We start from the raw sequence: 15,607 nt of genomic DNA, 5'->3' as shown, positions 1-15,607 counted from the left end.
AGAAACTAAACTTAAGGAGCAACAAATATGCCAATAAATTTTACTACTTTTGATTACATCTATTAAAAGAATTATCTTTTTTATAAAAGAATGTCTGTTTATTTCCGCATTAAGTATAAATTTATTGTCATCTATCTATGGTTGGCCAAAGATAATAGCATCATATCTATCATATTTTATAAGTTAGCAAAATTAATTTTTTATTATTTTTACAACTACTGATAGCAATAACCGCGAGGGTCACTTTATAATAAATGCCTGCTATAGCACTCCACTATCTAAGCCCTATATTTTTAATAATTATACTTGTAATTAAGTAAGTCTTAACCCAAGTGTTTCATTTTTTTTACAAATAACAAAAATTAAAATAATTTATTAATATCAATCGGATACCTAAAAAACAATCTCTAACTCCATAAATTCGTCAATTTTTTGAGGCAATTTTTATTGCTTTATTTTTTCTAAACTTTGCTTGCTATTTTTACAGCAATCACTACCATTAAGCGTGTGCCTTAGTTCAAATATTAATGAAGAGGCCACTTATGATGAAAAATGTTTTCTACGCATTAAGTTTTTTTTGTATAACAGTATCTACTGCTGTGGCAGAATCCACTAGCCAAGGTCCTTTGATTTTATCTACAGCCCAAATGGATTATGTCACAGCAGGAACTAATGCTGATGTCATTGTTAATGCAGATGCGACCTCAAGCCATCTTGCTTTTACCTCTACATTTGGTTCGGCAACAGCTACACAGTCAGACGCAGATAATCCTGCCCTCAGGAGCTATATAGGTATTGCTGGCGGAAGTGCAGGAGCTGTTGCAGTAGGGGAAGGTTCATCCACGGATACAACTGTTATCCCAACTGCTGATGTCCCTGGGACGAATGTCCAAGTACACGAAATCAACATTCACTCAAAAGTGCTTGGGGTTGAGATTAATGCAGCTTCAGTGGTGAAAGTTGGCTCTTTTGTCAGTCCACTTTCAACAAATCTACCTGGGCGTTAGTTAAGAAATTTAAGATTTTTCAGCTTGCAGATTTTCTGCAGGCTGAAAATATCTCAAACCTCATGAACAATAAATTCAGAGGGGAGAGGTTTTTCATGAAACTTAAGAATAGTAATCTCGCTAAGGAGGAAGGATCAATGAAAAAATTATCGAGCATTCTTGCTACGGGAGCATTTCTTGCCATGACAAGCGTTGCTGTAGCAGATGAACCTGTCATGCTAAGCGAAACCGAAATGGATGCCGTCACGGCTGCTGGTACAGCCGATGCCATTGCCAATGCTTTCGCAACCGGTGTCATCTTTTCAGCCACCACGACTCTGACTCAGAGCGACGTTGTAGTTCTTGATATTTTCCCAACACAAGGAGGGCAGCTCGTTTTGACTCAATCGAGTTCATCAGCCCAGTCTGCTGCAAGCGCGTTCTAAATTCATGACAACGAAGATGCAAAAAAATCAACTTATTGGAAAGGAGATCGAATCATGAAAAATATTTTTTCCATTATGACGTGCGCCCTAATGCTCGCATTTGCCGGCACTAGCAATGCTAAAGAGCCCGTCAAACTAACCGATGTCCAAATGGACAACGTAACCGCTGGCGCTATTGTCCTGCTCGTAGGTCAGGCTGCTGCAATTGCAGAAGGAGCAGGTGCTGGCACTGTACTCTCTCAAACCTTATCACAGAGTGATGCTCAGGTTGACACTATCAATTCCCCTGCGTTTGCAACCGCCGCATCACGCAATGATAGCATTGGTCAATCCGTATTAACCGGCACCTCTGGAGGACTGAATTTTACGGGTGCTGCAGCCGCTAGTGCCTCACAAGCAACGGCCCAGTTGCACTAAAATTACTAGGAAAACAGGATTACGCCCCATGCGAAAAGCGCATGGGGCGCTTTTCTTTGTTTTATAGCAAGTATAAAACTAGGAAAACAGGATTACGCCCCATGCATTTTTAGCATAGCATAAAACTATTTCCTTTTATGAATACTTTTGTAAATGAAAAGAGCCAAACATCATCACCTACCCCCTCCCTCAGAGTCGTTAACTGTAGCCAACCCCCGCTTCTTCCCATAGAAAATTTTGTAATACGCTTTAAACTTATGAAGTAATGCAATTACTTAATATTCTCCTTGGCCAGAATTTATCTTCCTATCCCTAATAAAGATAAGCCCACTATGTATAAGCTTACATTAATCACTCCTTTTAATACTTTATTTCAAACATCAGCTATGATTGGTAAACAATGGTGCTCACCTATCTATGCTGTACTCTTAATAGTCTTGCTACTAACAAATTTTGCTGAGACAGCAGAGGGCCGGCAGGTCAAGTCTCTTTTAGAAATGCGTCGCGAAAACGTTATTTTACAACAATGGGATCTCAGTTGCGGAGCAGCAGCTTTAGCAACATTATTGAATTATCAACATGGGGATTCTGTGACCGAGAAAGAGGTTGCCAAAGCTCTCATGACGCGGGAGGAATATCTCAAGAATCCAGCAATTGTCCAAATGCGGGAGGGCTTTTCCCTCTTGGATCTTAAACGTTTTGTGGACTCGAGAGGGTATAAGGGAATCGGCTATGGCAAGCTAGCATTAGAAGATCTTATCGAGCGGGCGCCGATATTAGTTCCCATTAACACCCATGGTTACAACCACTTTGTTATTTTCCGAGGTATGCAGGGTAACCGGGTGCTGCTGGCGGACCCAGCATGGGGCAACCGTACTATGCTTGTAAAAAAGTTCAAACAATTTTGGATTGAATATCCGCAATTTGGTAAAGTGGGATTTTTAATCGCGCGACAGGATGGGATAGAACCGCCTAATCGCCTAATACCCAAAACGAGTGATTTTGTCATGTTGCGATAGTGGACGCAATTACAATAACCATAATAATTTAGGGGGAATAATGAAGTTGGCAGCATTCTTAAACCTGCAAAATAAAAGCGGGTTATTGACTGCATTTCTGGTAACAAGCCTCTTTATTGTTAGTAATCAGCTAGGATACGCTCAAGAAACGCCGGAAATTACCCAGCAATTGCTGGAAAAACTTGAAAAGCGGGACCGGAAAATTGCAGAGCGCGATGCGCTGATTGAAGATCTCCAGAAACGGGTAGAGCAACTTGAGCATCTTGTCGGCACAACACCGCCATCCTCTCCATCACCTCAGATGAAGGAGCCTCCGAGGCATCCCCTGCCCAAAACCGCCGTTCCGGCAACCCAATCAGCCCAACCAAAGAATCCCATACAACAGGCCCAAACCCAGGAAAAACCCCCAAAGAAAAAGGCGAAATCATCTGCCCCTGGCACATTCGAGGTGGACGAGGATGCAGCCGAGCGAGCATTAGAAAGGACTTTAACCCAGGTAGGTGCTTTGCTCTTGCCAGTTGGCCTCATGGAAGTCCAGCCTTTTGTGGTCTATAGTCGGCGGGAGCAATTCTCACCCACACTTGTCCTCGGAGAGGGTGGTCAAGTATTAACAAGAAACGCGGAGCTCCGCCGCAACGAATTTGATGCGGGTTTCTTTACCCGCTTTGGCTTGCCTTTCGAGTCCCAACTAGAACTCAGTCTTCCTGCCCGGGTGGTGGACCAAACTTTGGTACAACCGGCAGGGCAGTTTTCATTTAGGGAAACGGACGATCTAGGCTCATCCATAGGGGACATCACCGTCGGTGTCGCTAAGACGGTGTTCCGTGAACGGGGTTGGTTACCAGACTTGATAGCCCGAGTCACTTGGGATACGGACACAAGCCAACGGTTTAGCAACGGTGTTGCACTGGGAGGCGGCTTCCATGAGATCCGGGGATCCCTTACGGCCCTTAAACGCCAAGATCCACTGGCCTTTACCGGCAACTTCTTCTATGAATCTTCTTTCGAAAAGGACAACATCGATCCAGGCGACAAGTTTGGTTTCTCAATCGGCGCGCTTTTAGCTGCCAGTCCAGCCACGTCTCTACGCCTAGAGCTACAACAGGTCTTCTCTCAGGAGTTAGAGGTCAACGGCGGCGATATTCCCGGTAGTAATCAAGTGAGTAGCTCCTTTATTTTTGGAGCCTCATCCGTGCTGGGTCGCGGGATTTTGTTGTCTATATCGGGCGGGATCGGCTTAACAGATGACGCCCCGGATTATTTTATAAACTTTGCCCTTCCCATTAGGTTTGGCATACCGTTTAGATAATGCTTTAGCCTATTGGATTGTGCCTTTGCAAAAAACGGGCTAAAAACTAGGCCGTAGGGGAGCCTTTTTTAACTCGGACAACGGCCTCGGGCGTTCCTTGGGCGACAAACTGCCCCCCCGCTGTCGCCCCCTTCTGGACCCCGGTCAAGGAGCCAGTCCGCCTCAGCGATAATGTCCAGATTGTGCTCAATGACCATGACGGTATTGCCCACTTCCACCAGTTGATGGAGGACCCGGATGAGTTTTTCCACATCCGCTCAATCCACGGGAGGCGGATGCCCTGGCCCGTGGGTTTCCAGGGGTACCTTGTCGTAGACCTCGGCCAACACTAGCCGACAATCGATGGCCGGAAACTCAATCACCGCCTCCAGCCCACTAGCGTCGGAAAACAACCACTGACCGTCAGGATGGCGGCGGTAGTGCTCTAAGTGGGGTCTCTCCTGGGCGACCAACAGGTATTCCACTAGGGTATCGAAACTGCGGTAGTGCTCAAACTTCTCGCCCCGGTCATAACTTTCAGTGGTCTTGGAGAGCACTTCAATGATGACCCGTGGATTCAACAAGGTGTCCCTATCGTTCTCGTCGAAGCGTTCGTCGCCGCAGGTAACCACGATGTCCGGATAAGTATAGAGGCCCGTGGGGCTGACCTTGACCCGCTGATCGTTGGCGTAGACCCGGCAGGGGCGTCCTTTAAGCTGCTGCCTTAGCTCACCGATCATATTGGCGGCGATCAGGTTGTGCGCCGGGCTTGCGCCGACCATGGCGAAAATCTCGCCGGCAAAGTATTCGCTCTTGGTGTCGGTCTGACACTCCAGGGCGAGGTATTCTTCGGGCGTGTAATCGTGTTTGGCTTGCCAAGACATGGACGACTCCAGGTTCAGTCTCGATAACCAGAAAGTAGCACTAAGTCTTTATGGTGTCACTCCAGACTTTACAAGACAAGATGAACAACCTGCCGCTTAACTCTATCCCCAGGTACGCTGTAATTCCTCATCCACATAGAAGGCCTCCACCTTTTCCTGATAGAACGCCAGGTAGTTCTTTACCTGGCTTGCCTCCGGCAGGGGGTCCGGGTAACTCCAAACCAGATCCTTAAAATATTGATCTCCAATCCGCACCGACCAGTAGCTTGCCTTTCCCTTATAGGGGCAAGCCGTATGGGTTTCAGAAGGCTCTAGCCAGTCCATCTGGACATCTTCCTGGGGGATATAATAACGGGTGGGCAGGCCAGTCTCGAATAGAAATCGGGCTCGACAGGTTTCAGCCACGACTTTACCCCCTAAAACAACCCGCACCGGGCGAAAACTCTCCCGTACGTCTATCCGGACATAGGGATCGCAAGGATGGACAAAGACCGGTTCATCCTCTTCGTACCAAGCATCCATTTTATCCCAGTAGAAAGCAATATGATTGTTGATAGGGGCCACTTGTTCAAGGGGTTCTGGATAGCTCCAAGCTCCATTCTCAGCGCTTCGCTCTCTCACGGTGACGCTCCAGTAGGCGGCTTCGCCTTTAAAGGGACAGTGGCTGCTATGGTCCGTCCGCTGTAGCCACTCCATGCGCACATCCTGAGGAGGAAAATAATACACCGGCGGCAAATAAGTCTCGCGCAAGAGCAATACCTGAGTGCTGTCTGCAATCGTCTCCTGATTAAAGAGCACACGGACCCGTTTCGGAATTGGCACCACTTCAACCCGGTGGGCTGGCCCTTGCTGAGGATGGGGTTTTTCTTTTGACTGTCGTACTGACATCCTGGCTCTCCTATAGTGAAAGTTATTTAATTAATTTTTAGGCGCCTTTCCCGCAGAAAGCCAGCCAGAAACTTGGCCGTATGGGAACCTTTTTTGACTTGGGCAACGGTTTCCGGCGTTCCTTGGGCGACAACATGACCCCCGCCCTCGCCCCCTTCCGGGCCCAGGTCAAGGAGCCAGTCCGCCTCAGCGATAATATCCAGATTATGCTCAATGACCATGACGGTATTGCCCACTTCCACCAGTTGGTGGAGGACCCGGATAAGTTTCTCCACATCCGCCATATGAAGGCCAATCGTCGGCTCATCCAAGAGATACAGGGTATGGTGATTTCCGGCACGGCCGGGAGTAGAGCGGGCCTTGGCCAGCTCCGTCACTAGTTTGATCCGCTGGGCTTCGCCCCCGCTTAAAGTAGGACTGGGTTGGCCGACGCTGAGATACCCCAACCCCACCGCTTGTAGCAGCTGCAAAGGCCGATGAATTCGGACATGGGCGGAGAAAAACTCGGTCGCCTCATCTACGCTCATGGCCAGGATCTCACCAATATGCTTATCCTTGTAGCGGATCATTAAGGTTTCGGGGGTAAAGCGAGCTCCATGGCAGACCTCACAGGGAACGGTGACATTGGGCAGAAAACTCATCTCAATCTTCTTGACTCCCTGGCCCTCACATTCCGGACAGCGGCCTTCTTTGGTATTAAAGGAAAATCGACCTGGCCCATAACCCCGGATTCGGGCTTCCGGCGTCTCGGCAAACAAACGCCGGATAGAGTCCCAAAAGCCCACATAGGTGGCCGGACAAGAACGGGGCGTTTTGCCAATGGGGGTTTGATCCACTTCAAGCACCCGCTGGATGGCCTCCCAGCCCCGGATCCCTGCACACCCCTGGAAAGCAGCATTCTTGCCCTGGGTCTTCCCCTTGGCACCTAACAACCGTTGTAGATTCCCATGGATCACCTGCCGCACCAGGGTACTCTTACCGCTGCCGCTGACCCCGGTCACTCCTACTAGCCGACCCAAGGGCAGGCAGAGATCCAGATGTTTCAAGTTATGAAGGGAGGCCCCCTGAAGCTCCAACTGACATTCAGCGGTCTCAGAGCGCCGCTTTTCCATGAGAGGATGGAGCAAGGGATGGGCCAAACAACGTCCGGTAACCGATTCCGGATGATGGAGCAACGCCTCCACCGTGCCCGCGGCCACCACCCTGCCCCCATTCACCCCGGCTCCCGGTCCCAGGTCAATGACATGCTCGGCTCGCCGAATAGTGTCCTCGTCATGCTCCACCACCACAATGGTGTTGCCCTTGCCTTCCAATTTGCCCAAGGTATTGAGGAGCATTTTATTGTCCCGAGGATGGAGGCCGATGGTGGGCTCATCCAGGATATAACACACCCCCCGCAGGTTGGAACCGAGCTGGGAAGCCAAACGGATGCGCTGAGCCTCCCCCCCGCTGAGGGTCGGGGCGGCCCGATCCAAGGTTAAATAAGACAACCCCACCTCTTGAAGAAATTTCAGGCGGGACCGCAACTCGGGCAGGAGATCCCGGGCAATTGCCGCCTCCCGCCCTTGCAGCTCCATGGACCGGAATGTGGTCTCTGCCGCTGCTACCGACATCTCGGTAAATTCGGCAATATTCCGCTCCTGGAAATACACCGCCAGGGCTTCGGGCCGTAAGCGCCGCCCCTGGCAGGCGGGGCAAATCCGAGCAGAATTTTCTTCCCCCACGGCCCATTCCTTTTCCTCCCCGGTTTGCGACCCATCAAAACCAGGCAGCACCTGCCCGGTGCCATAGCAGCGGGGGCACCAACCCTGTGGGGAATTAAAGGAGAACAGGCGAGGATCCAGCTCCCCGAAGCTGCGACTGCAACTGGGGCAAGAACGCTTAGTAGAGTAGAGGGTCTTCTCCCCCTTTTTGGGAAGGAGAATTTCCACCCTTCCCTGGCCCAGACTCAAAGCCCGCTCCAATAACGTCCCCAGCACCTTTTCCTCCCCAGGGGTGACTTTGATCTCCCCTACCGGCAATTCAATGGAATGTTCCTTGAACCGATCCAAGCGGGGCCAAGGGTCCGTCGGGACCAATATTCCATCCACCCGCAAATGGGTAAACCCCTTGGCGGCGGCCCACTTGGCCAGATCCGTGTAATAGCCTTTGCGGGCCACCACCAGGGGGGCCAATACACTCAGGCGGCGGCCCCGGTAGTTACGCAGAATCCGGGCCTGGATGGCCTCCAGAGTTTGGGCTTCAATAGGAATGCCGCAGTCGGGGCAATGCTGTTGGCCTAGTTTAACGAATAGCAAGCGCAGGAAATGATAAATCTCGGTGAGGGTGGCCACTGTGCTCTTGAGTCCCCCCCGGCTGGTCCGCTGCTCGATGGCCACCGTGGGGGGAATGCCGAAGATGGCGTCCAGATCAGGGCGGGCGGCCGGTTGGACAAACTGCCGGGCATAGGCATTGAGGGACTCCAAATAGCGCCGTTGCCCCTCGGCAAAAAGGATATCGAAGGCCACCGTGCTTTTCCCGGAACCGGAGATGCCGGTAATGACGGTGAACCGCTCCCGGGGGATTTGAAGTTCAATGCCCTTTAAATTGTGCTCCCGGGCATTATGGATGCCAATAACCCCCTTCCCTTCCTCTCTTGCCTGCTCCTGGGGTGCAGCCCCGTAGGCCGAAGGGACTTCGCCAATGACCGGCGTTGTCAAAGTAATTAAGTTCAGGGCCTGGGCATGGTCCTGTAAGGCTTGGCCGGTATGGCTGCCCTGGAATTGAACTACTTCCTGGGGGGAACCGACAGCGATCACTTCGCCCCCGGCCTCACCGCCTTCAGGGCCCAAATCGATCACCCAATCCGCCGCCTGGATCACCTCCAGATTGTGCTCTATCACCACCAGGGAATGACCTTCCGCCAGCAAACGCTGGAAGGCCTGGAGCAAAGTGGCCATATCATCAAAGTGCAGCCCGGTGGTCGGTTCATCAAATAAAAATAGGGTGCGGTGGGCTTCCTTGCGTCCCCGTCCTTTGGCCAAATGGCCGGCCAATTTCAGCCGTTGGGCCTCCCCCCCGCTCAAGGTGGGCACCGGCTGGCCCAATTTCATGTAACCGAGCCCTACCGCCTGAAGGGGTTCGATTCCCCGTGTCACCTCCGGATAATCCGCAAAAAACTCCAGGGCCTCGGCCACCGTCATCTCCAGCACCTCAGCAATAGACTTCCCCGGACTATGGGCTGAAGGTTGCAGTTTGACTTCCAAGATTTCCGGCCGGTAACGCTGGCCGTTGCAATCGAGGCAGCGCAGATAGACATCGCTGAGAAACTGCATTTCCACCTGTTCAAAGCCACTGCCGCCACAGGTGGGACAGCGCCCATTGCCGCTGTTGAAACTAAAGGTGCCGGCGCTATAGCCCCGCTCCTGGGCTAAGGGCTCGGCGGCAAAGGCTTTGCGCAGACCCGCCAAGGCCCCCACGTAGCTGACCGGATTGGAGCGGGCGGTTTTGCCAATGGGAGATTGATCCACCAGCACCACCCCCTGGATCGGCCCATGGCCCTGGAGGGCCTGATGGCGGCCGGGAATGCCCACCGGCTTGCCCTTAAGTTTCCGCAATCCCTTGTATAGGACCTCTTGAACCAGGGTGGATTTGCCCGAGCCGCTGACCCCCGTCACGCACACCAGGCGGTTCAAAGGAAAACGGACCGTAATGTTTTTGAGATTGTTTTCCGTGGCCCCCAGAATCTCCATCGAGGCCGTGGCCGGGGGCTTTCCAACGCGGCTAGGCTCGGTCACCACCTGCTTTTTGCCCACCAAATACTGGGCGGTGAGGGAGTTCTTGGCGTGCAACAATTCTTGAGGAGGGCCGAAAAACACCCGCTGGCCGCCCCGCTCCCCCGGCCCCGGTCCCAAGTCCAGCACCCGGTCGGCGGCCAGCATTACTTGGGGATCGTGCTCCACCACAATCAGGGAATTGCCCCCATCCCGCAGCCGTTGCAGCACCCGGATGATCCGCTGCAAGTCCCGGGCGTGCAAACCGATGCTCGGCTCATCCAAGACAAACAAGGTATTGACCAGGGAGGTGCCCAGGGCGGTGGTCAAATTGATCCGCTGCACCTCTCCCCCGCTTAAGGTCCGGGATTGCCGGTCCAAAGTGAGATAGCCCAGCCCCACCTCCACCAGGTAATTGAGGCGGGAGCGAATTTCCCCCAGCAGCAATTCGGCGGCCTGGTCCAAGGGGGCAGGCAGGGTGAGCTGAGTAAAAAATTGCCGGCAGCGCTCCAGGGGAAGCCGCATCACATCATGGAGGGTCAAGCCCGGCAAAGCCGCCAATTGCGGTTGGGAAAACTGGACTCCTGAGGGCTTAAACCGTTGCCTTTCCGGCAACACCCTATCGGCGTCGGCTTTGGTTCCCAGCCGCCACAGCAAGGATTCGGGTTTGAGGCGCGCTCCGTGGCAGGCGGGACAAAGATGATAGGCCCGGTATTTGGACAGCAACACCCGAATGTGCATTTTGTAGCTTTTACCTTCCAGCCAATCAAAGAAACGCTGGACCCCATACCATTTGTTTTCTTCCCACTCTCCCTCTCCTTCTAATACCCAGCGCTGCTGGTCAGAAGTGAGTTCGCGCCAAGGCCGTTGAGTGGGAATCCCCCGCGGGCGGGCAAATCTCATCAGATCCTGCTGACATTCTTCATAGCTTGCGGTCTGCCAAGGTTTGATGGCTCCCTCGGCCAGGGTTTTACGGTCATCGGGCACCACCAAGTCATAGTCAATCCCCATGGTCCGGCCAAAGCCCCGGCAAGTCTCACAGGCCCCCAAGGGAGAGTTAAAGGAAAACAGGTTGGGGAAGGGGTCCCGGTAAGCCAGATCACACTGGGGACAGTGGAGATCGGAGGAAAAACGCCAGGGCGGCTGGGGCTGGCGGTCCTCATCCAAGGGATAGACAGCAAGGCGGCCACGGCCGTATTTGAGGGCCGTTTCCAGGGCTTCCACGATCCGCTCCCGCTGGCTGGGCTCCAAGCGCAGCCGATCCTGAATCACCTCCAATACCTGATCATTTTGGTGGTGGAAACGGGTATACCCTTGCCGCAGGAGCTGCTCTTTCACCTCCTGGGGGGAAAAGTTGGGAGGAACAGCAATCTCAAAAGTCATTAAAGCCCGAAGACCCATTCCCTGATCGAGAAGCTGGTCATAAATGCTATCCGGCGTATCCCGCCGCACCGGTTGCCCGCAACCCTGGCAGTAGAGTTTCCCCGCCCGGGCGAAGAGGAGCTTGAGGTGATCATTCAACTCCGTCATGGTCCCCACGGTGGAGCGGGAAGTCCGGACCGGATTAGTCTGATCGATGGCAATGGCCGGTGGAATCCCCTCGATTCGGTCCACCTGGGGCTTGTCCATCCGATCGAGAAACTGACGGGCGTAGGGGGAGAAAGTCTCCACATAGCGCCGTTGCCCTTCGGCATAAATAGTGTCGAAGGCCAGGGAGGATTTACCGGAACCGCTGACCCCGGTAATCACAATCAGCTCATTGAGGGGGAACTTGAGATTGAGCCCCTGCAGATTATTCTGCCGGGCTCCCTTGACCCAAATAAATCCTTTAGACATGAAGACATCCTGGAAGCCAAACGGAATATTCCGTTGATATTTTAACCTGGACTTTTCACCACCACGTGGGTTTCTTTGCGTTCTTCGTGCCTTTGTGGTGAGCTTATGAATTATCCGGATTAATAAGTTCTGCTAGCTTTCCTCGCTAGGCTGGAGTTGGGAACGGCAACTGACCCAAGGACTATCCGGAATGGCCAACCGCCAAGGGGCATCCCGATGCTCGGGACGGGCATAGGCGATCCCCACCCGCGGTCCCGCCAATCGGCTTTTCACCGGCGCACCCCGCCGGACCTCAAGCCCCCCCGGCTCATAAAGAGGGTGGTGATTCCAGCTCAGATCCAGTCCCAAAGCCGCGCCTACTTTTCCTGGACCGGTGAGCAAGCTCGGCCCTATTTTACCCCGACGGCGGCGTTGGATGAGATCAAGACCCGCCACCGGCTCGCAAGCGCGAATCAACACCGCGGCGGCCTGCCCCTCTTCCCCCGTCACCAAGTTAAGAAGATGATGGATGCCATAACACAGATAAAGATAAACGTGACCCGGCGGCCCCCACAGGGCCTCATTCCGCAAGGTCCGTCCATGACGGCCATGATTGGCGGTATCCTCCGGCCAACGATAGGCTTCCACCTCCGTAATCCGCAATACCACTTGCTCTCGGCAAAGCAAGGCCCCCAACAAATCGGCAGCCACTTCCAAGGCATCGCGGGCATAGAAGCTGGGAGGCAATAAATCCGTCATGTCCAAGACACAAGCACCAAGACCACCAAAACAACTAATACCATTCCTAATAATTAGGGCTCCAAAGTCGCCCACGAGCGCGTGCCCAATCGTTGGAGCGTACCGGGGAGAGCCGTGAACGCATTCCATGCCTCGCAACAGGCCTGCACAAGGTCCTCATTATCCTTAAAGCACCGGTTAGCGAGGTCACGCTGGCGAAGTGGTTGCCACAGCAACTCCACGGGGTTGAGTTCCGGCGAAGCGGGCGGAAGTTTTAGCAGCGAAAGGTTGTTCCTCCCCTCGGCCGCCCGCTCACCATGCCAGCCCGCCCCATCGACCACAACGACCGCATGACGACCTTCAGCTACCCGCTCCGAAATCGCCTGCAAGGGGAGGGCCATCGCCTCGGTGTTTGCCACCGGCAACACGAGCCCCACGGCTTCATCACGGGCCGGGCACATCGCGCCAAAGACATAGGTGTAAGCGGACTGCTGTTGACGGACCACCCGCGGGCGGGTGCCACGGGGCGCCCAAAGGCGGGTGAGCGTGCCTTGCTGGCCTACCCGCATCTCATCCTGAAACCCAATATCGACCTGGGTCCGTTCCACACCCTCGGGCAGCACCGCGGCTACCTGCTCAGCGAAGTTTTTTTAAACCTCTCTTGTGCCTGGGGATTTCGCTGGGGGTGCTTGGAGCGGGCGCTGATCCAGGACAACCCGGCCCGATGCAGTACCACATCCACCCCGCTAAGCGAGTACTCCACTCCAAAGTGTTCAGCAAGTAAGGCCCGGATCTCCTCTCCCCTCAGCCGTCCGCCTGAGCGCTTCGCCTGCGCTTGGGCAAGAAGCGCCTTCAATTGGGGCTCCTGCTCGGCTTTCAACCGCCGTTTTGCTCCACCACCCGGCTGCTCGGCCATTCCTTCTACACCCCCGGCCCTAAAACGCCTGAGCCATTTTAGCACCGTCTTCTCATGGACCTTGAGCATCATCCCCACTTCCCGAGGGCTTCGCCCCTCCTGAAGATGCGCCAAGGCCAACCATCGTACCCGGACCCGACCGTCCAACTCCCCTCAAGCCAATTCAGCAAAATCGTGCGCATATAATCTCTCAGGCAACTCTATCAAAGCAGGCATCGTTCTAGGTCTCCAGTTCCTCCTCCCTTTGTCCTACCACAATACCTTGTCACCACCCTCCTTGGAACTACAAAATTTAGAATTGGTATAAATATTACGGCCAAGGGGCCGAAGGAGAAAGGAATACTTTAACATTTGGAAGCGATCGAGCGATCATTCTCAGGTGTGCATGGCGTTATTCCTTTTGAGGGTAGAGGGGTTCGATGGTAGAGGAATGAGATGCGGAGGAAGGGTTTGTGAGGGGGCACTATGAAGGGAGGTGGAATGGAGGGAATGGATTACCCCCTAAGCAGCCAGGGGATGGAGTTAATTTTTGCCTGCCGGCTATCCAGAGTCATCTAGCGGACTGCGTACACCCCTGCCACCCCGCTCAAGAACATGGGTGTAGATCATCGTGGTATTCACATCCTTGTGCCCCAGTAGTTCTTGTATGGTTCGGATGTCATAGCCATTTTCCAGCAGGTGCGTTGCGAAGCTATGCCGGAACGTATGGCAGCTGCCCGGTTTATTGATCCCTGCTTTGCGGATGGCATTCTTAACAGCCTGCTGCAGTGCAGTTTCTGAGAGATGATGGCGACGCTCCACCCTAGAACGAGGATCGATGGCCCGTTTACTGGCAGGAAACACATACTGCCAGCCAAATTCACGATTGGCGTTGGGATACTTTTTTTCCAGGGCATAAGGCAGATAAACCGCACCGTAACCTTCCTTTAGATCCTGTTGATGTAGGGACTTAACAGTCTCCAACTGAACTTGCAGCGGTTCGACAAGCTTCTTCGGAAGCACCGTGACTCGGTCCTTGCGGCCTTTACCATCCCGAACCGTGATCTGGCGATAGTGAAAATCCATGTCCTTGACGCGCAACCGAACACACTCCATCAAACGCAGGCCGGAACCATACAGAAGGCTGGCCATCAACCCTTTGTCCTTCGGTAACAACGCCAAGACTCTTCTCGCCTTGTTGGGCGTAAAAACCACCGGAAGACGCGACGGCTTTTTTGCCCGTTCTACCTCATCCAACCACCCGACATCCTGCTTCAAAACCTCGCGATATAAAAACATGATGGCATTGAGCGCCTGATTCTGCGTGGAAGCAGCCACATTTCCGCTGATGGCAAGATGAGTCAAAAAAGCACTGATCTCCGCCTTACCCATATCGCCAGGGTGACGCTTGCCATGGAAAAAAATAAAGCGTTTGATCCAACCAAGATAGGCTTGTTCTGTGCGGATGCTGTAGTGCCTAACACGAATAGCCTCCCGCACTTGATCGAGGAGCTTAGGTTGGGACTTGGGCTTTGAAATACTCATGCGTATATCACCGATTACAATACTGAACAACTCAGTTTTATACATGATATCGGGGATTTTTTGCTCCATTTTAAGAAATGAGATGCGTCTTATAAGACGCAAGTCACAAAACAAAAAAATAGAGTTGATGTGCGTATTTTCCAAAATTAATATGGGCTGACAGAATGGATAATTGTTTGATATAAGGGTAGAAATAGATATTAGCCAGTGAACGGTTGCGTGTGATAAGACGCAGGTTAGTCAGGCTATTTCATGTTAGATTTGTGTTATGGAAATTTCCTGGATTCTAGTAAAAGAGGTGTTCTTCTCGCTTGGCTCCGCGGCTGGCGTACTAGCCTTACTTCGACCAGTTCTTGAGAGCAAGCACCAACGCGATCTAAAGCGCGCTCAGCGTATTTTGGATCTGCTTCCCGAGCAGAGAATCATCGACCTGGAACCGTGTCTGTACCAATTACGGGAAGTACCGAAGTCGTTTTTCGACCCGTTTGATCAGATCCTGCACGAAGTGAGAACGAATCAAGAGGGAGTGCGCTTTTCCGGTCCTGTTCGAAAACACCTCAGTCGTGAACTAGTAGCAATTCAAACCGGCTACCAGCGTTTACGAACGCTTGTTCAGGTTCCGGAGTGGGAGCCTTACAGCAGAACTGAAGATGGCATGGAAAGATATTACTGGCGATTCAACAAGGACGCGTTCGCAGATGAAAGTGGCATCCCGAAGAACTATGCACAGCATCTCGATGAGTGTGTAGATCATGCGCGCGAAATCACCCGCGCATATCAACGCTTTCAGATCGCCTCAGAGATTCATCTTCTGGAAACTCCGGTTGCACGCTACCTATTGTCGCGTCGCTTCCGGGAACATGGCGTCGGATAGATCTAACAATTCGCTCAACCGGACGCTGTAGTTCCCCCGCTTTAGTGGACACCTTCTGAT

The 15,607-nt window shown here is 52.8% G+C and carries 14 protein-coding genes; 6 read left to right on the top strand and 8 right to left on the bottom strand.

Translation table 11 applies throughout. The annotated features are described in order from the left end of the window. Nucleotides 1-542 precede the first annotated feature (542 nt). The 5 genes from E3U44_RS05090 to E3U44_RS05070 all read left to right on the top strand — a co-directional run bounded on the left by E3U44_RS05090 (nt 543) and on the right by E3U44_RS05070 (nt 4,177). Complete coding sequence (locus tag E3U44_RS05090; protein WP_134356964.1) at nt 543-1,007, top strand: hypothetical protein; 465 nt, start codon at nt 543-545, stop codon at nt 1,005-1,007. Nucleotides 1,008-1,102: 95 nt separating this feature from the next. Continuing rightward, entirely contained in the window at nt 1,103-1,432 is a 330-nt protein-coding gene (locus E3U44_RS05085; RefSeq protein ID WP_134356963.1) for a hypothetical protein, read from the top strand. A 54-nt stretch (nt 1,433-1,486) separates the two neighbouring features. After that, nucleotides 1,487-1,849, top strand: a complete 363-nt coding sequence (locus E3U44_RS05080) for a hypothetical protein (RefSeq protein ID WP_134356962.1) — start codon at nt 1,487-1,489, stop codon at nt 1,847-1,849. Between the two features lie 332 nt (nt 1,850-2,181). Next, a complete protein-coding gene (locus tag E3U44_RS05075; protein WP_134356961.1) occupies nt 2,182-2,868 on the top strand; it encodes a C39 family peptidase in 687 nt (228 codons plus the stop codon). 40 nt (nt 2,869-2,908) lie between these two features. Next, a complete protein-coding gene (locus E3U44_RS05070; RefSeq protein WP_134356960.1) occupies nt 2,909-4,177 on the top strand; it encodes a transporter in 1,269 nt (422 codons plus the stop codon). A gap of 68 nt (nt 4,178-4,245) precedes the next feature. Here E3U44_RS05070 and E3U44_RS05065 read toward each other — a convergent pair whose 3' ends face one another. The 8 genes from E3U44_RS05065 to E3U44_RS05030 all read right to left on the bottom strand — a co-directional run bounded on the left by E3U44_RS05065 (nt 4,246) and on the right by E3U44_RS05030 (nt 14,673). Next, nucleotides 4,246-4,428, bottom strand: a complete 183-nt coding sequence (locus E3U44_RS05065) for a hypothetical protein (protein ID WP_134356959.1) — start codon at nt 4,426-4,428, stop codon at nt 4,246-4,248. A 6-nt stretch (nt 4,429-4,434) separates the two neighbouring features. After that, nucleotides 4,435-5,040: a Uma2 family endonuclease gene (locus tag E3U44_RS05060; RefSeq protein WP_134356958.1), complete on the bottom strand. Its 606-nt coding sequence runs from the start codon at nt 5,038-5,040 to the stop codon at nt 4,435-4,437. Nucleotides 5,041-5,142: 102 nt separating this feature from the next. Next, nucleotides 5,143-5,928 (bottom strand): DUF427 domain-containing protein, encoded by a 786-nt coding sequence (locus E3U44_RS05055; RefSeq protein ID WP_134356957.1) that lies wholly within the window; start codon nt 5,926-5,928, stop codon nt 5,143-5,145. A gap of 26 nt (nt 5,929-5,954) precedes the next feature. Beyond that, complete coding sequence (gene uvrA / locus E3U44_RS05050) at nt 5,955-11,516, bottom strand: excinuclease ABC subunit UvrA (protein WP_134356956.1); 5,562 nt, start codon at nt 11,514-11,516, stop codon at nt 5,955-5,957. A 132-nt stretch (nt 11,517-11,648) separates the two neighbouring features. After that, nucleotides 11,649-12,254 carry a DNA-3-methyladenine glycosylase gene (locus E3U44_RS05045; RefSeq protein WP_134356955.1) on the bottom strand — a complete coding sequence of 202 codons (606 nt, stop codon included), beginning with the start codon at nt 12,252-12,254 and terminating at the stop codon, nt 11,649-11,651. Between the two features lie 53 nt (nt 12,255-12,307). Continuing rightward, nucleotides 12,308-12,856 (bottom strand): IS630 family transposase, encoded by a 549-nt coding sequence (locus tag E3U44_RS20295; RefSeq protein ID WP_134356954.1) that lies wholly within the window; start codon nt 12,854-12,856, stop codon nt 12,308-12,310. 5 nt (nt 12,857-12,861) lie between these two features. After that, entirely contained in the window at nt 12,862-13,296 is a 435-nt protein-coding gene (locus E3U44_RS20290) for an IS630 family transposase (protein ID WP_134356953.1), read from the bottom strand. Nucleotides 13,297-13,689: 393 nt separating this feature from the next. After that, nucleotides 13,690-14,673, bottom strand: a complete 984-nt coding sequence (locus E3U44_RS05030) for an integron integrase (RefSeq protein WP_134356952.1) — start codon at nt 14,671-14,673, stop codon at nt 13,690-13,692. A gap of 268 nt (nt 14,674-14,941) precedes the next feature. Here E3U44_RS05030 and E3U44_RS05025 point away from each other — a divergent pair, with 268 nt between their 5' ends. Next, entirely contained in the window at nt 14,942-15,547 is a 606-nt protein-coding gene (locus E3U44_RS05025) for a hypothetical protein (protein WP_134356951.1), read from the top strand. Nucleotides 15,548-15,607: the final 60 nt, after the last annotated feature.

Origin of the sequence: Nitrosococcus wardiae (assembly GCF_004421105.1) — a bacterium.
In the GTDB taxonomy this organism is placed as follows: Bacteria; Pseudomonadota; Gammaproteobacteria; order Nitrosococcales; family Nitrosococcaceae; genus Nitrosococcus; species Nitrosococcus wardiae.
Note: the sequence above shows the minus strand (reverse complement) of the source record. Positions and strands in the feature narration are given on the sequence as shown.